Origin of the sequence: Ectothiorhodospira lacustris, assembly GCF_022227845.1 — a bacterium.
GTDB classification, from domain to species: domain Bacteria; phylum Pseudomonadota; class Gammaproteobacteria; order Ectothiorhodospirales; family Ectothiorhodospiraceae; genus Ectothiorhodospira; species Ectothiorhodospira lacustris.
In genome coordinates this window covers 26,292-47,129 of record NZ_JAJNQN010000023.1, presented here as the reverse complement: position 1 = coordinate 47,129, position 20,838 = coordinate 26,292, and the positions used below count along the sequence as shown (strand labels likewise).

The 20,838-nt window shown below is 64.4% G+C and carries 21 protein-coding genes; 13 read left to right on the top strand and 8 right to left on the bottom strand.

Features of this window, described 5'->3' with window-relative positions:
• Positions 1 to 3: 3 nt before the first annotated feature.
• The 6 genes from LQ956_RS14325 (at position 4) to LQ956_RS14300 (ending at position 5,484) form a co-directional block, all read left to right on the top strand.
• Positions 4 to 684, top strand: a complete 681-nt coding sequence (locus LQ956_RS14325) for a phosphoglycolate phosphatase (RefSeq protein ID WP_238623026.1) — start codon at positions 4 to 6, stop codon at positions 682 to 684.
• A 95-nt stretch (positions 685 to 779) separates the two neighbouring features.
• Entirely contained in the window at positions 780 to 2,282 is a 1,503-nt protein-coding gene (trpE, locus tag LQ956_RS14320; RefSeq protein ID WP_238623027.1) for an anthranilate synthase component I, read from the top strand.
• Between the two features lie 55 nt (positions 2,283 to 2,337).
• The gene (locus LQ956_RS14315) at positions 2,338 to 2,991 is read left to right on the top strand and encodes an aminodeoxychorismate/anthranilate synthase component II (RefSeq protein WP_238623028.1); all 654 of its coding nucleotides are present in this window, start codon (positions 2,338 to 2,340) and stop codon (positions 2,989 to 2,991) included.
• Complete coding sequence (trpD, locus tag LQ956_RS14310) at positions 2,988 to 4,010, top strand: anthranilate phosphoribosyltransferase (RefSeq protein ID WP_238623029.1); 1,023 nt, start codon at positions 2,988 to 2,990, stop codon at positions 4,008 to 4,010. Before LQ956_RS14315 ends, trpD begins: the two co-directional genes overlap by 4 nt.
• Positions 4,011 to 4,015: 5 nt before the next feature.
• On the top strand, positions 4,016 to 4,816 hold the full coding sequence (gene trpC / locus LQ956_RS14305) for an indole-3-glycerol phosphate synthase TrpC (protein WP_238623030.1): 801 nt from the start codon (positions 4,016 to 4,018) through the stop codon (positions 4,814 to 4,816).
• Positions 4,817 to 4,896: 80 nt separating this feature from the next.
• Positions 4,897 to 5,484 (top strand): CBS domain-containing protein, encoded by a 588-nt coding sequence (locus LQ956_RS14300; protein WP_238623031.1) that lies wholly within the window; start codon positions 4,897 to 4,899, stop codon positions 5,482 to 5,484.
• A gap of 111 nt (positions 5,485 to 5,595) precedes the next feature.
• On the opposite strand, the gene LQ956_RS14295 is transcribed toward LQ956_RS14300, so the two are convergent.
• Positions 5,596 to 5,799 carry a cold-shock protein gene (locus tag LQ956_RS14295; RefSeq protein ID WP_238623032.1) on the bottom strand — a complete coding sequence of 68 codons (204 nt, stop codon included), beginning with the start codon at positions 5,797 to 5,799 and terminating at the stop codon, positions 5,596 to 5,598.
• Positions 5,800 to 6,066: 267 nt separating this feature from the next.
• On the opposite strand from LQ956_RS14295, the gene LQ956_RS14290 reads away from it, so the two are divergent.
• The 3 genes from LQ956_RS14290 to LQ956_RS14280 all read left to right on the top strand — a co-directional run bounded on the left by LQ956_RS14290 (position 6,067) and on the right by LQ956_RS14280 (position 10,400).
• Entirely contained in the window at positions 6,067 to 8,136 is a 2,070-nt protein-coding gene (locus tag LQ956_RS14290; RefSeq protein ID WP_238630270.1) for a tRNA(Met) cytidine acetyltransferase TmcA, read from the top strand.
• A 270-nt stretch (positions 8,137 to 8,406) separates the two neighbouring features.
• Entirely contained in the window at positions 8,407 to 10,131 is a 1,725-nt protein-coding gene (gene ilvG, locus LQ956_RS14285; RefSeq protein ID WP_238630271.1) for an acetolactate synthase 2 catalytic subunit, read from the top strand.
• A complete protein-coding gene (locus tag LQ956_RS14280) occupies positions 10,128 to 10,400 on the top strand; it encodes an ACT domain-containing protein (RefSeq protein ID WP_238623035.1) in 273 nt (90 codons plus the stop codon). The genes ilvG and LQ956_RS14280 overlap by 4 nt, the downstream gene beginning before the upstream one ends.
• Positions 10,401 to 10,452: 52 nt before the next feature.
• Here LQ956_RS14280 and metA read toward each other — a convergent pair whose 3' ends face one another.
• Together metA and LQ956_RS14270 are read right to left on the bottom strand one after the other, a co-directional pair.
• Positions 10,453 to 11,526 (bottom strand): homoserine O-succinyltransferase MetA, encoded by a 1,074-nt coding sequence (gene metA, locus LQ956_RS14275; protein WP_238623036.1) that lies wholly within the window; start codon positions 11,524 to 11,526, stop codon positions 10,453 to 10,455.
• 50 nt (positions 11,527 to 11,576) lie between these two features.
• Positions 11,577 to 12,431 (bottom strand): ATPase, encoded by an 855-nt coding sequence (locus LQ956_RS14270; protein ID WP_238630280.1) that lies wholly within the window; start codon positions 12,429 to 12,431, stop codon positions 11,577 to 11,579.
• A 129-nt stretch (positions 12,432 to 12,560) separates the two neighbouring features.
• Here LQ956_RS14270 and LQ956_RS14265 point away from each other — a divergent pair, with 129 nt between their 5' ends.
• On the top strand, positions 12,561 to 14,456 hold the full coding sequence (locus LQ956_RS14265) for an ATP-binding cassette domain-containing protein (RefSeq protein ID WP_238630272.1): 1,896 nt from the start codon (positions 12,561 to 12,563) through the stop codon (positions 14,454 to 14,456).
• A gap of 22 nt (positions 14,457 to 14,478) precedes the next feature.
• Here LQ956_RS14265 and LQ956_RS14260 read toward each other — a convergent pair whose 3' ends face one another.
• The gene (locus LQ956_RS14260) at positions 14,479 to 15,024 is read right to left on the bottom strand and encodes a SprT family zinc-dependent metalloprotease (RefSeq protein ID WP_238630273.1); all 546 of its coding nucleotides are present in this window, start codon (positions 15,022 to 15,024) and stop codon (positions 14,479 to 14,481) included.
• A gap of 390 nt (positions 15,025 to 15,414) precedes the next feature.
• Here LQ956_RS14260 and LQ956_RS14255 point away from each other — a divergent pair, with 390 nt between their 5' ends.
• Positions 15,415 to 15,855 carry a hypothetical protein gene (locus LQ956_RS14255; RefSeq protein WP_238622240.1) on the top strand — a complete coding sequence of 147 codons (441 nt, stop codon included), beginning with the start codon at positions 15,415 to 15,417 and terminating at the stop codon, positions 15,853 to 15,855.
• A gap of 350 nt (positions 15,856 to 16,205) precedes the next feature.
• Positions 16,206 to 16,412, top strand: coding sequence for a transcription antiterminator/RNA stability regulator CspE (gene cspE, locus LQ956_RS14250; RefSeq protein ID WP_238622241.1), 207 nt, complete (start codon positions 16,206 to 16,208; stop codon positions 16,410 to 16,412).
• A 204-nt stretch (positions 16,413 to 16,616) separates the two neighbouring features.
• Here cspE and LQ956_RS14245 read toward each other — a convergent pair whose 3' ends face one another.
• Positions 16,617 to 17,105: an FKBP-type peptidyl-prolyl cis-trans isomerase gene (locus tag LQ956_RS14245; protein WP_238622242.1), complete on the bottom strand. Its 489-nt coding sequence runs from the start codon at positions 17,103 to 17,105 to the stop codon at positions 16,617 to 16,619.
• A gap of 85 nt (positions 17,106 to 17,190) precedes the next feature.
• Complete coding sequence (gene rnd, locus LQ956_RS14240; protein WP_238630274.1) at positions 17,191 to 18,336, bottom strand: ribonuclease D; 1,146 nt, start codon at positions 18,334 to 18,336, stop codon at positions 17,191 to 17,193.
• 132 nt (positions 18,337 to 18,468) lie between these two features.
• Between rnd and LQ956_RS14235 the strand changes: the two genes are divergently transcribed.
• The gene (locus LQ956_RS14235) at positions 18,469 to 19,428 is read left to right on the top strand and encodes a ChaN family lipoprotein (RefSeq protein ID WP_238622244.1); all 960 of its coding nucleotides are present in this window, start codon (positions 18,469 to 18,471) and stop codon (positions 19,426 to 19,428) included.
• Positions 19,429 to 19,438: 10 nt separating this feature from the next.
• Here the strand turns inward: LQ956_RS14235 and mreD are convergent, their stop codons facing one another.
• Both mreD and mreC read right to left on the bottom strand, forming a co-directional pair.
• Positions 19,439 to 19,930 carry a rod shape-determining protein MreD gene (gene mreD / locus LQ956_RS14230; RefSeq protein ID WP_238622245.1) on the bottom strand — a complete coding sequence of 164 codons (492 nt, stop codon included), beginning with the start codon at positions 19,928 to 19,930 and terminating at the stop codon, positions 19,439 to 19,441.
• Positions 19,923 to 20,798, bottom strand: coding sequence for a rod shape-determining protein MreC (mreC, locus tag LQ956_RS14225; protein WP_255722560.1), 876 nt, complete (start codon positions 20,796 to 20,798; stop codon positions 19,923 to 19,925). Before mreC ends, mreD begins: the two co-directional genes overlap by 8 nt.
• Positions 20,799 to 20,838: the final 40 nt, after the last annotated feature.

The following is a 20,838-nucleotide window of genomic DNA, read 5'->3' as shown; positions in this document are numbered from 1 at the left end:
CCCATGACGATTCCGCAGCCCAAGATGGTGCTCATCGACCTGGACGGTACCCTGGTGGACAGCGTGCCGGACCTGAGTTTCAGCGTGGACCGTATGATGGAGGCCTTGGGCATGCCCGTGCGGGGCGAGGCCAAGGTGCGCCTCTGGGTGGGTAACGGGGTGGAGCGCCTGGTCAAGCGCGCCCTTACCGGCGACATGGAGGCCGAGCCCGCCGCGGATCTCTACGAACGGGCGCTGGCCCTGTTCATGGAGATCTACCGGGACAACAACACCGGCCGCAGCCGGCTCTATCCCGGCGTGCGCGAAGGTCTGGAGGTCCTGGCACAGTCCGGCCTGCGGCTGGGCTGCGTGACCAACAAGCCAGCCCGGTTCACGGCGCCCCTGCTGCGGGCCATGGAGATCGATCACTTTTTCGAACTGGTGGTGGCCGGCGATACCCTGCCGCAGAAGAAGCCCGATCCGGCGCCTCTGCTGTATGCCGCCCATCAGTTTGACGTCCATCCCAAGGATGCCCTCATGGTGGGGGATTCCCGCAGCGACGTGAAGGCCGCCCGTGCCGCCGGATTTGGCATTGTGTGCGTCACTTATGGTTATAATCACGGCCAGGATATCCGGGAGCAGAAGCCGGATTCGGTCATCGACAGCCTCGATCAACTGCCGGGGCTCATGGAGCAGATAGCCTGATGCCTGGGATTCTCATTCTAGTCCGGTCGACGCGATGGCGTGGGTGACAGCAGCCTGTCCACCCACTGTGCCGACCTGTCCACCGGAAATGTCCCATGAGTCCCGAACAATTCGATGATCTGATCCGCCAGGGTTACAACCGCATCCCCCTGGTCCGCGAGGTCCTGGCCGATCTCGACACCCCCCTGAGCACCTACCTGAAGCTGGGTTCCGGTCCCTATTCCTACCTGTTGGAGTCCGTCCAGGGGGGCGAGAAATGGGGCCGTTATTCCTTCGTCGGTCTGCCCGCCCGTACCGTGGTACGGGTCTGCGGGCATCAGATCTGCGTGGAGGAGTCCGGCCAGGTGGTGGAAGAGATCCGGGTGGACGATCCGCTGGCTTGGATCGAGACCTTCCAGACCCGCTTCCGGGTGCCTGATCTGGCGGATCAACCCCGTTTCACCGGGGGGCTCGTGGGTTATTTCGGTTACGACACCATACGCTACATCGAGCCCCGCCTGGGGGGCGTTGAGAAGCCTGACCCCCTGGGTGTGCCCGACATCCTGCTCATGGTCTCCGACGAGGTGGTGGTCTACGACAACCTGGCGGGACGGCTTTACCTGGTGGTCCATGCCGGTGCCGGGGAACGTGAGTCCGCCGAGCGACGCCTGGAGGAACTGCACGAAAAACTGCGCCGGATCACCCATCTGCCGCCGGTCCACCCCGCGCCCCGCAAGGTCAGCGAGTCGGACTTCATCTCCGGCTTTACCGAGGATGGCTTCAAGGCGGCGGTGGATCGCTGCAAGCAGTACATCGTCGATGGAGATGTAATGCAGGTGGTGCTGTCCCAGCGCCTCTCCATTCCCTACGGTGCCCGCCCCCTGGATCTCTATCGGGCTTTGCGCAGTCTCAATCCTTCCCCCTACATGTTCTACCTGGACCTGGGCGATCACCACGTGGTGGGCTCCTCCCCGGAGATTTTGGTGCGCCTGGAGGACGAGGTGGTCACGGTGAGACCCATTGCCGGCACCCGCCCCCGCGGCGAGGATGAGGCCGATGACCGGGCCCTGGAGCAGGACCTGCTCGCCGATCCCAAGGAAATCGCCGAACACCTCATGCTCATCGACCTGGGCCGCAATGACGCCGGTCGCGTCTCCCGCATCGGTAGCGTCCAACTCACCGAGCGCATGGTGGTGGAACGCTACTCCCACGTCATGCACATCGTCTCCAACGTGGTGGGCCGGCTGCGGCCCGGCATGACCGCCATGGACGTGCTGCGGGCCACCTTCCCGGCGGGTACCGTGAGCGGTGCCCCCAAGATCCGCGCCATGGAGATCATCGACGAACTGGAGCCGGTGAAACGGGGCATCTACTCCGGTGCCGTGGGCTACCTGTCCTGGCAGGGCAACATGGACACCGCCATCGCCATCCGCACCGCCGTGATCAAAGACCAGATCCTGCATATCCAGGCCGGCGCCGGCGTGGTCCATGATTCCGTGCCCGACAACGAATGGGCCGAGACCATGAACAAGGGCCGTGCCGTGTTCCGTGCCGTGGCCATGGCGGAGTCGGGGCTGGAGATCCAGCCCGCCTCGATGCGCGGCAAGGGCCGATCCTGATACCGCTGTCGCCGCCCTTTCCATCTCCCGGCCAACCTACTGGGGTACGGCACACATGCTGCTGATGATCGACAACTACGATTCCTTCACCTACAACCTGGTCCAGTATCTGGGCGAGTTGGGGGCCGATGTGGAGGTGCGGCGCAACGACGCCATCACCCTGGACGAGATCGAGGCCCTGGCCCCGGCGCGGATCTTCATCTCCCCGGGCCCTTGTGCCCCGGATCAGGCGGGCATCTCCCTGGCCGCCATCCGTCGTTTTGCCGGCAGGGTCCCCATCCTGGGGGTCTGCCTGGGGCACCAGTCCATCGGCCAGGCCTTCGGCGGCCGCATCGTGCATGCCCGGGAGATCATGCACGGTAAGACTTCCATGATCCATCACAAGGACATGGGGGTGTTCCGGGGGCTGGCCAATCCCTTCGAGGCCACCCGTTACCACTCCCTGGTGATCGAAAAGGCCTCCCTCCCGGACTGCCTGGAGGTCACTGCCTGGACCGAGACCCCGGCTGGGGCGCTGGACGAGATCATGGGGGTGCGCCACCGCACCCTGGACGTGGAAGGGGTTCAGTTTCACCCGGAATCCATCTTGACCCAGCATGGCCACGACCTGCTGAGAAACTTTCTGGAGGCCCCGGCCCGGGTTGACCCATCCTCGGGTGGCCGCAACAATCCAACGACACACGACGACAGGGGGCGGGCTACACCATGAACATGCAGGAAGCCATTCGCGCAGTCACTGAACATCGCGACCTTTCCGGACCCGAGATGGTCCACGTCATGCGCCGGATCATGACCGGCGAGGCCACCCCCGCCCAGATGGGCGGCTTCCTGGTCGGGCTGCGCATGAAAGGGGAGACGGTGGATGAAGTGGCCGCCGCCGCCTCGGTGATGCGTGAATTGGCCACCCGGGTCGATGTGGAAGCCGAGCACCTGGTGGATACCTGCGGCACGGGGGGTGACGCCTCCGGCAGTTTCAACATCTCCACCGCCTCCGCCTTCGTGGTGGCGGCCGCCGGTGGGCGGGTGGCCAAGCACGGTAACCGCTCCGTTTCCAGCAAGTCCGGCAGTGCCGACGTGCTGGAGGCCGCCGGGGTCAACCTGGAACTGGCTCCGGAGCAGGTGGCCCAGTGCATCAACCAGGTGGGCGTGGGTTTCCTGTTCGCCCCCAAGCACCACGGCGCCATGAAGCACGCGGTGGGTCCCCGGCGGGAGATGGGCGTGCGCACCCTGTTCAACGTGCTGGGACCGTTGACCAATCCGGCCGGCGCCCCCAATCAGGTGCTGGGGGTGTTCAGCACCCACTGGCTGGAGCCTCTGGCCCAGGTGCTCAGGCTGCTGGGTAGCCGGCATGTGATGGTGGTGCATGCGGAGGACGGCCTGGACGAGATCAGTATCGGCGCACCCACCCGGGTGGCGGAGCTGCGCGGCGGCGAGGTGACCACCTGCATCATCGCCCCTGAACAGTTCGGCATGCGGCGTACCCCCCTGGATGCCGTCCGGGTGGGCAGTGCCGAAGAGAGCCTGGCCCTGATCCGTCGGGTCTTTGCCGGTGAGCCGGGACCTGCGCGGGACATCGTCATGCTCAATGCCGGGGCCGCCATCCATGTGGCGGGCCTGGCGGATTCCATGGCGGCGGGGGTTCAGCGTGCGGGCGAGGTGATCGACAGTGGGGCTGCTGCGGCCCGCATGGACGAGTTGGCCCGTGTCTCCCAATCCCTGAAGGCGTGAACCCCATGACCGATACCCCTGATATTCTCAAGAAGATCCTGGCCCGCAAGCGCGAAGAGGTGGATGAGCGCAGTGCCCGGACCTCCCTGGAGGATCTGGCTCGTTTCGTGGACGCCGCCCCGGCGGTGCGTCCCTTCCTGCAGGCCCTGGAGGATAGGGTGAACGCGGGACGGCCTGCGGTGATCGCCGAGATCAAGAAGGCCAGCCCCAGCAAGGGCGTGCTGCGGGAGGACTTTGATCCCGTGGCCATTGCCCGCACCTATGCGCAGCACGGCGCCGCCTGTCTGTCGGTGCTGACGGATCGTGACTTCTTCCAGGGGCATGAGGCCTATCTGGAAGATGCCCGTGCCGCCTGTACCTTGCCGGTGCTGCGCAAGGACTTCATCATCGACCCCTATCAGGTCTACGAGGCCCGGGTGATGGGGGCCGATTGCGTGCTCCTGATTGTGTCCGCCCTGGACGACGCCCGGCTCTCCGAGTTGCTCAAGCTCTCCCATGATCTGGGCATGAACGTCCTGGTGGAAGTCCATGATGCCCATGAGCTGGCGCGTGCCCTGGCCCTGGATGTCTGCATCATCGGCATCAACAATCGCAGCCTGCGAACCTTCGAAACCCGCCTGGAGACCACGCTGGATCTGCTGGCGGCCATCCCGAAGAACCGTCTGGTGGTGACGGAGAGCGGTATCCACACCCCCGAGGACGTAGCCCGCATGCGCCGGGCCGGGGTGCATGCCTTCCTGGTGGGCGAAGCCCTGGTCAAGGCGCCGGACCCCGGCCTCCAGCTACGCGCCCTGTTCGATGCCTGATCCGAGGGCCGTGCTAGACTCGCTGTTGCAGGCTACATAACAACAAGGCTGGGTTTTCCCGCCACGATCAGGAGGTTTTGATGGCTCGTTACACTCTTGTTCCCTCCCATGCCCTCACCGATGACGCGGTGGTGCATCGTTTCCGTCAGGGGTTGCCGCAGCGGGTCACCCTGGAAGACCCGGCCGTGGATGTGATGACGGACTTTCGCCGGGTGGAGGCCGTGACCGTCTCTCCCGAAACCGCCATGGATGCCGCGCTGCAGAAGATGATCCACTCCGGGGTGCGTCTCTTGATCGTGGTCTCCGATGACGACCAGATCCAGGGTGTGGTCACCGCCCGTGACATCATGGGTGAGCGCCCGGTGAAGGTGGTGTCCGATGAGCGCATTGCCCACAACGAGCTGTCGGTGAAGCATGTGATGACCCACCGCAACGACATCAGCGCCATCGATCATTACGACGTGGTGCTGGCACGGGTCGGGGATGTCGTCACCACCTTGCGGGAGGCTGGACGTCAGCATGGCTTGGTGGTGGAGTTCGAGAGCGGGCGGGAAGTGGTGCGGGGCGTGTTTTCGCTGACTCAGATCGGGCGCCAGCTGGGGGTGGAGATCTCTGCCGAGGGGCCGGTGCAGAGTTTTGCCCAGATCGAGAAGCTGCTGAATCGATAGCACAAATGAAGAACCCCGCCAATGGCGGGGTTCCTGTCTGCGGATTCGGTGTATACCAACCCGACGGATCGAGTACGATCCATGCGGATCAGGATCCAGCCATCCCTGACTTCAGGCGGGCTTGACGTTGGAAGCCGCCAGACCTTTCGGAGTTTTCTGGGTTTCGAAACTCACCTTCTGGCCTTCGGCCAAGGTCTTGAAACCACCGCCTTCGATTGCGGAGAAGTGGACAAAGATATCTTTGCCACCGTCGTCGGGCGTGATGAAACCAAAGCCCTTGCCTTCATTGAACCACTTCACGGTACCAGTCAGCACTGCGTATTACCTCGTAGGAAAAAATATACTCGCAGCGTTCCTGCCGTACCCGGCGGCGGTAGAGGCCTTGAGAATACAGGCTGACTTCCGTGCATGGCGAATAACAGGGCGACTGCGCCTCTCATCATACGCCCGGCCTTGGCGGGGCGCCATCACTAATTTGCCTTTATTCCGTTTCAATTTCTTGATATTTGTCCGGAAATTGCAAACTCCGTCACAAATAGGGCAATCGACCATGCGCTCCCCGCTTCATAAGGAAACGTAGCCATGCCGCCATCTCCTTCTCTGCATCGCCACCTGATCTGCCTGGAAGCCCATGATGTTTCAAGGATTCAGGCCGCGCAGTGGTGTGCAGCCCTGCCTGCCGACGCCCGCGTGGTCTGGGTCGGGGGGCGACTCCCGGTTGCCGTCGAGCATGTTCCGTTACCCCAGGCCGACAGCCTGCTGGGCAGGGATCTGGACGCCCTGGTCTTCGATGCCGTCGACGGGCTGTCCGCCGATGCCCTGGGCGCCGCCTCCGGGGCGGTGAGGGGTGGGGGTGTCCTGTTGCTGATTCTGCCTGCTTCGGAAGGTGCTCCGGCGTCTCTGTTTCTGCACCGTCTCCGGCAGCAACTCCATTGTGCCGATGTGCCGATCATGGGGCCGGACGCGGCCTTGCCATCGTGGCCTGTGCCGAAGGCCCGCTCCCCTCACGTGCCGGCCGAGGACCCCTGTCTGACCGAGGATCAGCGCGATGCCGTACAGGCACTGCAAACTCTCACTGCGGGCAGAACACCGACGGCGCTGGTGGTCATGGCCGATCGCGGTCGGGGCAAAACCGCCGCCCTGGGTATCGCCGCAGCACGACTCATGATGGCCTCCCGGCCAAGCGGCGATGGTGTCCATATCGGTGTGACGGCGCCCCGGCTCTCGGCCCTGGGGCCGCTGTTCGAGCAGGCCGTACGGTTACTCCCGGACGCAGTGGAGCGAGGGCCGGGCCGGCTGCGCCTGGGGTCGTCAACGCTGCAGTATTTCCCGCCCGATAGCATCCCCGAGCCGGTCCCGGGTCTGATGCTGGTGGATGAGGCTGCAGGCATCCCCGTGCAGTGGCTGAATCAGTGGCTGGAGGCCTGTCTGGCGGCCGGCTGTCCAATGGCCTTCACGGGTACCGTCCACGGCTATGAGGGGGGCGGGCGGGGGTTTGCCGTGCGCTTTCTCCGCATCCTTGCGCAGCGCGTGCCCGATACCCGTCACCTGCATCTGGAAACCCCGGCGCGCTGGGCCGCGGATGATCCGCTGGAAGCCCTCATGGCCCGCTGCCTGTTGCTGGACGCGCAAGCGGTGCCGGATGCGTCCATGGCCGGTGCCCGGCCTGAGGCCTGTGGGCTGAAGCCGTGGTCCCGTGAGCGCCTGGCCGGGGATGAAGTTTTGCTGAGAGAGATCTTCGGCCTGCTGACCCTGGCCCATTACCGCACCCGTCCGTCGGATCTGCAACGGATGCTTGACGATCCTGGTCTGCGGGTGGTCACCTGGGTATATCAGGGGCGGGTGGCCGCCGTGGCCCTGGTGGCGGATGAAGGTGAACTGGACGCGGGACTGTGCCGGGCCGTATGGCAGGGCGAGCGCCGCCCTCAGGGGCATTTTCTGCCCGTGAGCCTGATGCTGTACGGGGGCATGCCGCCCGAGGGCGGCCGGCTGCGTTATCGGCGCGTGGTACGCATCGCCGTTCATCCTGCCGCTCAGGGGCGCGGATTGGGCCGTGCACTGGTGCAGTGCCTGGTGGAGAAGGCACGCGAAGACGGTATCGACCTGGTCGGAGCCGGCTTCGGCGGCACGACTTCATTGCTGCGTTTCTGGTCCGGGCAGGGGTTCATGCCCGTGCGGGTGGGGGTGAAGCCGGAGGTGAGCAGCGGCGGCTGGGCCGTGACCGTGCTGCAGGCGTTGACCGCAGAGGGGCAGGGGATGCTGGATCAGGTTCAGGCCGAGTTTGGCCGCGCGCTGCCCCTGCTGTTGTCCGATCCCCTGCGGACGATGGCCCCGGACCTGGCGGCCTCCCTGTTCCATGGCCTGGACATCCCTCCGTTATCCCGTGAGGATCGCAGGGTGTTCGCCGCCTTCGCCCATGGTCGGCGGGTCCATGAGGCCTGCCTACCTGCCTTGCGTGCAGGGGTGATCCGCGGCCTGGCGGGGGCCGCCGCACCCCTGGAGGGCGCCGGTACGGTGGAGCGGGATGCCCTGGTGATGCGGGTGGTCCAGCAGCGCCCCTGGGAGGAGGTGGCCCGGTATCTGGGGGTGTCCGGCCGCAAGCCGGTGATCGCGGTGCTGCGGCGTGCCGTCGCCTGTCTGCCGGTCGGGTGAATGGCTGATTTTCCCTTGCGATCTTCGTCATGTCTGCCTAATATCAGGCTCAAGCTCTCAACAAAACCTGAGCAATCCAGACACATGATTCACAGCGTAGTCAGCTTCCTGGTACTGGTAGTCGTGGACACACCACGGCCCGGGGGCTTATTGCGCTGACGATCCAGCAACACTGATCAGAATCCAAAAAACCCCGGGCCTGAAAACCCGGGGTTTTTTATTGTTCATTTTTCGCCCGCAAACAGACCGCCACCGCAGGAGATACCGGCCATGCCAGCCGACGCCGACACCGCCTCACCCCACCGATCGCCGGACGGCCGCCCCGGAAACGGCGCCTGGGCCGTTCTGGAGGTGCTCAAGCGCCATCAGGTAGAGACGGTGTTCGGCTATCCCGGCGGCGCCATCATGCCCCTTTACGACGCCATGGCCCAGGATGCCTCGCCCATCCGCCATATTCTCACCCGCCACGAACAGGGGGCGGCGTTTGCCGCCAACGGCTATGCCCGTGCCTCCGGGCGCCTGGGTGTCTGCATCGCCACTTCAGGACCCGGGGCCACCAATCTCATCACTGCCGTGGCCGATGCCCACATGGACTCCATTCCCCTGCTGGTGATTACCGGTCAGGTGCCCACGAGCCTCCTGGGCACCGATGCCTTCCAGGAGACCGATGTGCTGGGCCTGAGCCTGCCGATCACCAAGCATAGCTATCTGGTGCGCCATGTGGGTGAGCTGGAAGCGGTCCTCGAAGAGGCCATTCACCTGGCCCAGGAGGGGCGTCCCGGGCCGGTGTGGGTGGATATCCCCAAGGATGTGCAACTTGCGTCTGTCAGGTTGTCCGGTTTCGTCCCGGGCGTGAAGGCAGCCGGCGAGGCCGGTACGCCGGACGAGGATGCGTTGGAGCGTGCCCACGAGCTGCTGGCCGCCGCCCGGCGTCCGGTGATCTATGCCGGTGGCGGTGTCGCCCTGGGCCATGCGGTGCCGGCGTTCCGTGATTTTGTCGCCCGTACCGGTGCGCCGGTGGTGACCACCCTGAAAGGGATCGGTCTGTTGTCACCCGATGATCCCCGCAACCTGGGCATGTTGGGCATGCATGGCGCCCCCTGCGCCAACCGGGCGGTGCAGGCCGCGGATTTGCTGGTGGTGGTGGGTGCCCGTTTCGATGACCGGGCTACCGGCCGCCTGGCGGCATTCGCCCCCGAGGCTCAGGTGATCCACCTGGATGTGGACCCGGCGGAAATGGCCAAGCTGCGGCCTCCCGAAGTGGCCCTGGTGGGGGACCTCAATCATCTGCTGCCGCGGTTGGCCCGGCCGCTGGCCATCGAGGCCTGGCGTGACCAATGTGCCCGATCTCGGCAGACAGAGGGGTTCAGGCTGCCGCCGCAGCGGCCCGAGGGTGGTTTTCCGGCCCTGCGGTTCCTGGATGCCCTGTCCCGTCGGGCCGGGGATCAGACCTATGTGGCCTGTGATGTGGGGCAGCACCAGATGTGGGTGGCCCAGTACTACGGTTTCAGCCATCCTCGCCGCCACCTGACCAGCGGCGGCCTGGGGGCTATGGGTTTCGGCCTGCCGGCGGCCATCGGCGCCCAGCTGGCCCATCCCGACGCTCGGGTGGTTAACGTCAGCGGTGATGGTTCCTTCATGATGAACGTGCAGGAGCTGGCCACCCTGGGCCGCTACGGGTTGCCGGTGAAGATCGTGCTGTTCGACAACCAGTACCTGGGTATGGTGCGTCAGCAGCAGGCGCTGTTCTACGAGGGTCGTCTGTCCTCGGTGGATCTTTCCGACAACCCGGATTTCGTTCAGGTGGCCCAGGCCTTCGGTATTCCGGCCCGCCGCTTTGAGGGGGCGGATGCCATGGAGGCGGCCATCCGGGCCTGCCTGGAAACCCCCGGGCCGCTGCTTTTGCACCTGCCCATTGAGCGTGAACAGAATGTCTGGCCCATCGTCGGGCCCGGCATGTCCAATGACCAGATGATTCAGGAGGACGTGGCATGAGCCATCAGTTCCAGTTGTTCGCCCGCCCCGCCGAGGGCAGCCTTGAGCGGATCCTGCGTACCGTGCGTGCCCGTGGGTTCGAGGTGCAGGACATGAGCGTGCGCCTGGAAGGCGGGCGTTACCATGTGCGCCTGCGGGTCGGCGGGCAGCGGGATCCGGGGATGCTGGCCCGTCAGCTGGAGAAGCTGTGGGATGTGGAGCACCTGGCGGCCCTGCAGGCGGCGCCGGAGGCCCGCGAGCCCATGGGTAGTCGGGTGAGCGCGGCATAGTGGGGGCATATCTCCGCCCCGTTGCCGAGGGCGCTGGGGCGGGGGCGGCGACTCAGGCCTTCACCCGCCCCAGCGGGTCATCGGGGTCCACCTCGTCCCGGAACGGTTTCTTGCGGTCGATGTGGGTGTACTGGTAGACGTTCCCCATCCAGTTGTTGATCACCGCCTCGGCGGTATCATGCCAGGTGTTGTCCAGGTGCTCGCAGATCAGCTGTTCCGGAAAGTCCGGCGGCGCGGTATCCCGTTGCAGGGCCAGGTCCAGGCGGTCCCGGTATTCTTCCAGGATGGCCTGGCTGCGGGGGCAGAAGTAATTGTCCACGAAGGGTGGATAGTCCTTGCGCTCGCCCCGGGCATAGCGGGCCACCTCCCGCTTGTATTCCTTGAGCAGACTGATGATGTCGTACTCCGGATGTCCCTGGAAGAAGACGATACGGAATTCGTCTTCGCTCACCGCCAGATGCACTCCGGCTTCATCACTTTCCACCAGCACCTTCAGGCCCGCAGTCTCGAACTGCTGCCGGGAGATGTGATTGAAGCGCGAATGAGGGACATCGAAGCGGGTGTTGACCCCGGCCACCAGGGGATGGGTGCGCTCCACCACCCGATGGGGGTAGACCCCCCAGCGTTTGGAGGGTAGGGGGCTGCGGGTCTGGCCGTAGCGGAACTGCATCACCGCATGGGTGGCCAGGCAGGAGCACAAGGTGGAGGTGACGTTGGCGTAGGCCCAGTCGATGACTTGGGCCAGAGGTTCCCAGAAGGGCTCCAGGGACAGGTCCGGCTGGGTGACGTTGGCCCCGGTGATGATGAGGGCGTCCAGCCCCTGCTCCTGGATCTTTTCCAGCGGCTCGTAGTAACGGGCCACATGCGCCTGCCCCTGGGGACCCCGCTCCAGGGCGTCCAGGGTGAAGGGGTGGATGTAAAACTGGGCGATCTGGTTGCTTTCCCCCACCAGGCGGCAGAACTGGCGCTCCGTGGCCGCCAGGGCGGCATCGGGCATCATGTTCAGCAGCCCGATGTGCATGGCGCGGATGTCCTGCTTCAGGGCGTAGTCCGAGGGCAGTACCGTCTGGCCTTCCTGCTTGAGACGCGAGAAGGTGGGCAGTTCCGAGTGGGCAACGAGCGGCATGGCGGGTGTCCTGACTGCGTATGTGATGAGGGATGGCGAATGCCGTGGCTTCAGCGCTCCGGGCGCTGGCTATCCAGCGCCTGTTCGATCAGACGGTTGAAATCGGCCTCGGTGCGTACTTGTGCGATCTCGTCGGAGCTGATGGTATAACCGTGGCGCCGGGTGAGGGCCTCGTAGCGGGGCAGGCGGTCCCGGAACAGGCGCGGGAACATCCAGCGCACGAAATCGTCCGGGTCGATCTGGGCTACGTATTCCAGCTGATTCTCCGCCAGATAACGGGCCAGCTCCCGGTCCAGGAAGTCTTCCCGATAATAGAGGGGCTTGGGGCTTTCCTCGGCACGGCGGATCAGATCCTGTTCGTTGGCTTCGGTGGCCTTGATGTAGATGATCAGGGTGTGTTCCGCCAGCAGTTCCATGACCCCGGGGTCATCCAACTCGCAGACGCTGCCGCCGGCATCGTTGATGACGTTATCAAAACCGTAGATATCCTGGGCCTTGAGGATGAATTCGGGCACGTCGCGCATGGCGGCCACTTCGGCGTCATGGTGCAGGCGCTGGCGGCGCTTGAATTCCTGCAGGGAGAGTCCGCCCCGCTCCGGGTTGCCCAGCTTGCCGAGGAAGCTGGAGACCGGCTGCAGGTTGTCCACCGACAGGTTGTTGACGATGCTGATGGAATCGGAGCGCAGCAGTTCCTTGAGGAAGGGAATGTGCATCACCTGGCGCTTGATGTTGTCCAGGATCGGCTCATCCAGATAGCGGCTGCCGATGCGGTAGTCCCCGGAGAAATGGAACCAGTGGGCGCGGCGGAGCTGATGGGCGAGGCGGGTCTTGCCCACGCCGGACATGCCCAGCAGGGTGATGGACTTGTTCTTCCAGTGCCGGTATTCGGAGGCCGTGAGTCTCAAGGGGGGGTCCGTCATGAGTGGGTGATCAGGCCGTATTTTACGGGATTACGCCTGCGGAGTGGCTACCATCCCCGCCCAATCCCCGGGCCGCCCTGCGTTACAATGGGATTTTACTTTCCGGATGCTTCCATGCCTCTGCTCGTCTTTCGCAACATCAAACTCGGTTTTGGCCGACATCAGCTGCTGGACGGTGTGGATCTGTCCATTGAGCCGGGAGAACGCCTGTGTCTGGTGGGGCGCAACGGCGTGGGCAAGTCCACCTTCATGCGCCTGATCACCGGGGAGATGCAGGCCGATGACGGTGAGATCGTCTGCCGGGACGGCCTCAGGGTGGCCATGCTGGAACAGGCGGTGCCGGAGGGGCTGGAGGGCAGTGTCTTCGACGTGGTGGCCGATGGCCTGGGCAATGTGGGTGAGCTGGTGCGGCGGTACCACCGGCTGGTGCATGACCTGGGGGAGCGTCCCGACGATCCCCTGGCACTGCAGGCCCTGGAGCGGTGCCAGCATGAACTGGAGGCAGTGGGCGGCTGGACCCTGGAGCAGCGGGTGGAGACGGTGCTGTCCCGTCTGGAGCTACAGGGGGGGGCACCCTTCGACAGTCTCTCCGGCGGCCTCAAGCGCCGTGTGCTGCTGGCCCGCGCCCTGGTGACGGCGCCGGATCTTTTATTGTTGGACGAGCCGACCAACCATCTGGATGTGGACGCCATCCAGTGGCTGGAAGGCTTCCTGTTGGGGTTCGAGGGCAGCCTGCTGTTCATCACCCATGACCGGGCCTTCCTGCGCCGCCTGGCGACCCGGATCATCGAGCTGGATCGGGGGCGGCTCACCAGCTGGCCCGGTGACTATGACACCTATCTGCAGCGCAAGGCCGAGGCCCTGGAGGCCGAGGAACGCCAGAACGCCTTGTTCGACAAGAAGCTGGCCCAGGAGGAGGTCTGGATTCGCCAGGGGATCAAGGCCCGGCGAACCCGTAACGAAGGCCGGGTGCGCGCCCTCAAGGCCCTGCGGGCCGAGCGGTCCGAGCGTCGGGAGCGTCTGGGCACTGCCCGCCTGCAGACCCAGTCGGCGGCACCCTCCGGTCGCATCGTGGCCGAAGCCGAGAACCTGTGCTTCAGCTACGGGGGCAAGCCGGTGATCCGGGACTTCTCCAGCCTGATCCTGCGCGGTGACAAGGTGGGCATCATCGGCCCCAACGGCGTCGGCAAGACCACTTTGCTGCGGCTCTTGCTGGGGCAGTTGCAGCCCGATGCGGGCACGGTGCGCCTGGGGACCCACCTGGAAGTGGCCTACTTCGATCAGCATCGGGCCGCACTGGACGAGGAGGCCAGCGTGGTGGACAACGTGGGCGAAGGACGCGACCGGGTCACCGTGGGTGGCGAGAGTCGTCATGTGCTGTCCTGGCTGCAGGATTTTTTGTTCGAGCCGGCCCGCGCCCGCCAGCCGGTGAAGGCCCTTTCCGGTGGTGAGCGCAATCGGCTGCTGTTGGCGAAGCTGTTCACCCGGCCTGCCAATGTGCTGGTACTGGACGAGCCCACCAATGACCTGGATGCGGATACCCTGGAGATGCTGGAGTCCCGTCTGGTGGAGTTCGACGGCACGGTGCTGTTGGTGAGCCACGACCGGGACTTCCTGGACAACGTGGCCACCAGCGTGATTGCCTGGGAAGGGGAGGGCCGATTCGAGGAGTATGTCGGCGGGTACGGCGACTGGATGCGTCAGCGTCCGGTATCTCGAGTGCAGGTGGCCGAGCCTGCACGACCGGTAGCCGCGCCCAAATCTGCGCCGAAGCCGAAAGCGGCAAAACTCGGTTACAAGGAGCAGCGGGAACTGGAGGCGTTGCCTCGGCAAATAGAGGTCCTGGAGGATGCGCTGGCAAAGATCCAGACCGCCTTGGGTGACCCGGCCTTCTACCAGCGGGGTGGCGACGAGATCGCCGCCATGCAGGCGGCATTGACGGGTAAGGAGGCGGAACTCAATGCCGCCTATGCTCGCTGGGAAGACCTTGAAGGTCGTACAAAGGGATAGTGTTGTTCTGCACTCACCGGTATCAGGCCGATTTTTGTTCCAGCGCGTTCGCGTCCGGGTCAAACCTGAGCTTGTCGCCACAACTACGGCAATAGTAGATCCGCTCTCCCTGCTGGGCGTTGCGGTGTCGCCTCACCCCCAGTGCATAGACCCGGCAGGTGCAGCGATAGGGATAGGTCGGTGCCCGCCGGATGGGGATCAGGCTGAGGTCGGTATCATGGGTGACCCGGGGTTCAAATCCCAGCCGGGTCATCACTTCCCGCCATTCCGGGCCATGGGGGCGCCGGCGTCCGGGACCCAGGCCGAAGCGACGGTAGATCACGCTGTGGGCCACCTCGTGGGCAACGGTGTCCGGGAAATGATTGCGCCAGTCCAGGGCAAAGATATGCGGATTGAAGCGCAGCGATTCCCGGCCGGCCGTCACCCGCCATTGCCCCGCAGCCCTTCCACGCAGGTCCAGGCGCACCTCCGGAGGTGTTTCCGGAAGCCGGTAGAGCCGTGCCGCACGGGCATACAGTTCCCGGGCCTTGTCCTGAATGGCTTGCTGTTGTTCGGGTTTAAGGGGCATGGCTGGTCGTTCTTCAGGTCGGCATGAAGGGGGATTGTGAAGTCAGGGGGGGAGGATCGCAACGGCAGCTTTGGACGCCGCACGGGTCTTTCATGGGCCGAATGCGTACTGTCGATGCTTTTCAGCGCATGGCGCATATGCCGGTCATGCACTATTAATTTAGTTTTTGAAGATAATGTCGTAGCCCGGGCGGCATCAGGCTCATCTGTTTGAGCACACGGCGGTTTTGACATTTTCAATGGGGTCGCGGAAAATGCCGCCACTCAGGAAGAGTCCTTTCCGGCTTTACAAATCATGTATGCCTAAAGTGCATCGGGTTTTTTGGAACCCGATGCACTTTTTGTTTTCAAAAAAATCGAATTAAAGATCTCATTTGCAGGAGTTGTAAGAATGAACAAGACTTTGGACAGCATGTCTGCCGAAGAACTCTATGAGCTGGCCCGTCAGCGGGAAGCGCAGGAGAAAGAGCACGCGGCACAGGAGCGCCGTGAACAGCTGGAAGCCCTGCAGGTCCGGCGCAAGGACATGATGGCCCGTCAAGCGGCCGAGTTGGCGGCCATCGACAAGGATATCCAGGCATTGGGCGGGCGTACGGCGCCACGCCGCAAGGCTACGGCGAAGGGTGGCGAGGGCCGTGGTAACGGCAATCCCAATTTGAGTCGCATGGTGGTTGAGATCATCAATGAGCAGGGCGAGATGAGTACCAAGGCTTTGAAGAGCCGACTGGCGTCCCAGGGTGTCGAAACCCGCAACATCAGTCAGACCCTGGCCTACCTCAAGCGCAACGGTCGCCTGCGCAACACCGGGCGGGGAATCTACGCCGCCGCCTGAGGCGGGTGGTGGATAGTTGTTCATGCCGTGGGCGCCCGGTCCCGGGCGCCCCGTGAGGGACGCTTCACGGCGTCGAGACCGCCGGCGGCATATTTTTTTGTCTTTCATGCACCGTCTTTTCCTTCCCGCTCGATTTCGGCAACGATTTGATGCAAGGGAAAAAAAACCATTTTTGCCACGGGGCTTTCCCCGTTTATAGGCTCGGGGGCGTGCATAACGCTATAGCATGTGAGCCGCTAAGCGGATAGACTGGCTCCTGTGTAGTGGTGCAGGTTGTCCGTTTAACGTCGGCATGGGAACCGCTGCATGAAGCTGTAGTTAACTTGAAAGATCAGATTGAGGTTTAGTCAATGTCTACCGGTACTGTTAAGTGGTTCAATGAAACGAAGGGTTTTGGCTTTATCGCCCCTGCAGACGGCGGTGCCGACGTGTTCGTGCATTATTCGGCCATCAACTCCGATGGCTTCAAGACCCTGGCCGAAGGCCAGAAGGTCAACTACCAGGTTCAGCAGGGTCCCAAGGGCCTGCAGGCCGTCAATGTGACCCTCGACGCCTGAGTTCTGTCCTTGCCTGAGCTGGGGCCTGCATCTTGCGGGTCCCAGCTTTTTTTATTGCTTCCTTTTGCTTTTTCCGGCCCATCGGCATGGGCCGCCGGTAGCTGACGCCGGACCTCTCTGACGCGCATTTGGACAGGGATGTTCTCCCGTATCCTGAAAAGCAGCGAGGGCGCTTCCTTGCGCCCTCTGTGTCATTCCGTGCCCTTAGTGATCGTTGGCGGCGCCGGCCCCATGGGCGTGGCCGTGGTCCAGCTCTTCGGGGGTGGCGTCCCGTACCTCATGGATCTTCACCTGGAAATTCAGGGTGACGCCCGCCAGCGGGTGGTTGGCATCGATCACCACGTCATCCCCGTCAATGGCGGTGATGGTGACCACCTGCATGCCGCCGTTGTCGCCGCCGGCATGGAACTGCATCCCCACTTCCAACTCCTCCACCCCCTGGAACTGGCTGCGGTTGAGGGTGTGAACGAGGCTGTCGTCCCGTTCTCCATAGGCCTGTTCCGGGGCCACTTTCACTTCCAGTTCATCACCGGCCTGCTTGCCTTCCAGGGCCTTTTCCAGGCCGGGAATGATGTTGCTGGCGCCGTGGAGATACGCGAAGGGCGCCTGTTCGGATGACTGGTCGATCACACGGCCTTCTTCGTCGGTGAGCGTGTACGCGATGCTGACTACCTTGTTGCTGCCGATCTGCATGAGGCCGGTCCTCTAGGTCTTTGAATGAAGTGCCAGTTTAGCGTGCCTGACACGTATAGATCACCTGCGGGACTCAAGAACCCCGTCAATCCAGATGCAATTGCCCCGATTTCACCCCCATGGCCAGCTCTCCCTGCAACCATTGCTGCAGGGTCTTTCCTGCCAGGCGGGCACGCCAGCCCTTGAGCAGGGCACATTCGGGATCGCCGGCGACCAAATTTTCCACATCCTTGCGGGTGGCGATGGCCGCTGGGCTGATATCGTTTTGCTGGGCCTGATGGCGCAGCAGCCCCATGGCCACGTCCGCCAGGGCCTCCTGGGCAGGGGACAGCTGGACTCGGGGGGGCAGTACGGGCCATGCTTCCTGTGGGCACGCCAGGCCTGCCCGTACCAGGTCCAGCAGGGTTTGGCCGTGACGGCGCAGGGTCTGTTCCTGCAGGCCGCGGATACGCTCCAAGTCTGCCTGGGTGGCGGGCTTGCGGCGAGCCAGGTCCAGGATCACCTCATCCTGCAGCAGCCAGCGGCGGGGGCGGTCTGCCCGCATGGCCTCCTGCTCGCGCCAGCGCGCCAGCTCCCGGGCGATGGCCGGCTGGACGCCGCGCAGGGTGTTGATACCCTTGAGGCGGCGCCACATGGTGTCCGGGGCGGGTTCGTAGCTGGCCGGGTTGGTGAGGCGCCGGAAGTCCTCTTCCAGCCAGGACAGGCGGCCGCTGCGCTCCAGTGAGGCATGGATCAGCGGGTAGGCCTGGGCCAGATAGCGGACATCATCCGCGGCATAGGCCAGTTGCTGAGGGTCCAGGGGCCGCCGGGCCCAGTCGGTCCGGGAATGGCCCTTTTCCAGGTCCACCTGCAGCACGGCCTGGATCAGCTTGCCGTAGCCGATCTGGTCGCCGTGTCCCAGCAGGGAAGCGGCCACCTGGGTGTCGAATATGGGCGCGGGTACGGTCCCGTCCCGATGGTAGAAGATCTCCAGGTCCTGTCCTGCGGCATGCAGGACCTTGAGCAGGTCGGGCCGCTGGAGCAGCCGGGTGAGCGGTGTCAGATCTTCCAACACCAGAGGATCGATACAGGCCACCAAGTTCAGCGTGGCAACCTGGATCAGACAGAGCTGGGGATAGTAGGTCTTTTCGCGGATGAACTCCGTATCCAGGGCAAGCCACGAGCAGGTTTCCAGTTCGCGGCAAAGGGCTTCGAGTGCCTCGGGGGTATCGATAAAGCGTGCATGGTCCATGGCTGAGTCACGGTCTCCTGCCGGAGGGGCGGGTGGCTGTCTCCGGTCTGTGGGCTTGGCCTGGCGGGCCTTCGGGGCGATAGTATACCGTTGACAACGCGACCTTCCCTCGGTTGCACAAGGATCCTGCCCATGTCTTTGCATCGATGGTTGTTCCGTACCCTGTGGTTCATCGCCCTGTGCCTGCCCTTGCCGTCATGGTCCGGGCAGGAGTGGCTGGCGCCCCATCTGCAGGGTCACCCCCTGGCGGGGCAGCGCTGGTCTCACCATGATCCGGTCCGGGATGCCGAGACGGATCTGATCGGCGATCTGCGCCGGGCGGATTTCCTGCTGCTGGGGGAGGTCCATGGCAATCCGGATCATCACCGCCTGCAACAAATCCTGGTGGAGGCCATGACCGATCTTGAGCCGGCCCTGGTGTTCGAGATCTTCGACCTGGAGGATCAGTCGGCCATCGATGCCTATCGGGCCGAGGGGGGACGCGATGCGGATGTGCTGGCGGAACGGGCCGGGGTGAGTGGGCGGCAATGGCCTTGGGACGAATACCGGGGCCTGGTGCAGCATGCCCTGGACCATGATCTGCCGATCATCGCGGGCAACCTTTCCGGCGGCGCGGCCCTGGCGGTGGCTCGTGAGGGCTTCCAGGTCCTTGATGAGAATCCGGCTGCGCTGGGACTGGACGAGCCATTGCCCGGGCCGGCCCTGTCGGCCCTGACCCGACGCATTCTGGAGGGGCACTGCGGCTACCTGCCCGAGTCTCGGGCGGCGGGCATGGTCAAGGCTCAGCGCGCCCGGGATGCCTACATGGCCCGGCGCATGGCATCGGTTACGGGGCGGCCGGTCATCCTCATTGCCGGCAGCGGCCATGCCCGGCTGGACCATGGTGTGCCCCTGTACCTGCAGCGTCAGGTACCGGAGCGGATGGTGCTGAGTCTCGCCTTTGTGGAGGTGAGGGAAGGATCTGCGTCGATCACTGAGTATGAGCCCGCCTCGCCCCTGGCCCATCACTGGGTCTGGTTCACGCCGAGATTGCGCATCACCGATCCCTGCGACGACTTTCGCGAACAGCTGGAACGGATGCGGTCGGGCTGACGGCGTCTGCTCAAGCCAGACTCAGGCACCAGCGGCGGCGGATTCGCCGCAGGAGCACGAAGATCAGCGGCCACAGCAAGATGCTGCCGGCCACCGGGGCCCAGTACAGCCAGGTGCCCGGTGCGTGTCCCGTGATGCCGTAGACCCACAGGACCATCAGCTTGAACAGGGCCAGCAGTGCGCCGACGGTGATGGCCTGTTGCCACAGGGGATAGACCCGGATCCGCTGATGCACACGGATGCTGATCCAGGCGATCAGCGCCATGGCCAGGGCATGCTGGCCCAGCAGGGCCCCTTTGGTGACATCCAGCAGCAGGCCGAGGATCCAGGCGGTGCCGACACCCACCCGCCGGGGCAGGGCCATGTTCCAGTAGATGACCGTCATGGCCACCCATTCCGGACGCCAGTGGATGGCCCAGTCCGGCAGCGGCAGGATGGTCAGTACAAAGGCCGCAAGGATGGTCAGCGGAATGACCAATAGCAGACCGCGGAGCTTATCCATGGTCCTCCTCCGTGGCTACCGGGGTGTCTGACTCCGCCGGTGGTGTCGGCGCGGTGGATCCTTCCCTGTCGGCGGGCCACAACAGCAGCACCTCCCGGGACCGGTCCAGTCGGGCCATGGGGCGTGCCTCCACTACGGCGAAGGGTTCGCCGGAGGGACGTTCGACCCGGGTGATTTTCGCCACCGGATAGTCGGCGGGGAAACGCCCGCCCAGCCCCGAGGTGCTGATGATGTCGCCGGGCTCGATGTCTTCGCTGGGGGGGATGAATCGCAGCGTCAGGCGCTCCGGATGGCCGGTGCCGATCGCCAGCGTGCGCAGGCCGGTGCGATTGACCTGGACGGGCAGGGCATGGCTGGGGTCCGAGATCAGCAGGGCGACGCTGTGCACGGCATTGACTTCCAGGATCTGTCCCACCACGCCGGCGGCGTTGATCAGCGGTTGTCCTGTATAGACACCGTGAAAATGTCCCTTGTTGACCAGGACCTGCTGCCGGAAGGGGTCCAGGTCCACGGACAGCAGCTCGGCAATCACCACCTGTTCCCGCAGTCGCGAAGAGGTGTCCAGCAGTTCCCGCAGGCGGGCATTTTCCGTTTCCAGGGCCTCAAAGCGCAGCAACAGGCTGCGCATCCTGAATTGCTCTTCACGCAGGGTGCGATTTTCGGCAATCAGGGTCTGATGGGTGGAAAACTGTTCCATCAACCAGTCGCCGGCCCGTACCGGCAGGTCCGCCAGGTACTGCACGGGATATACCAGCAGGGCCAGGGTGGTTCTGGCCTGCTGTAGATGGTCGTGGCGGTGATCCAGGGTCATGATCACCAGGGACAGGATCACGCACAGCGTCAGCCGGAAGGCGGGAGACGGCCCCAGGTTGAAGAGCGGCTGTTTGATAGCAGGCCCTCCTGCGGCA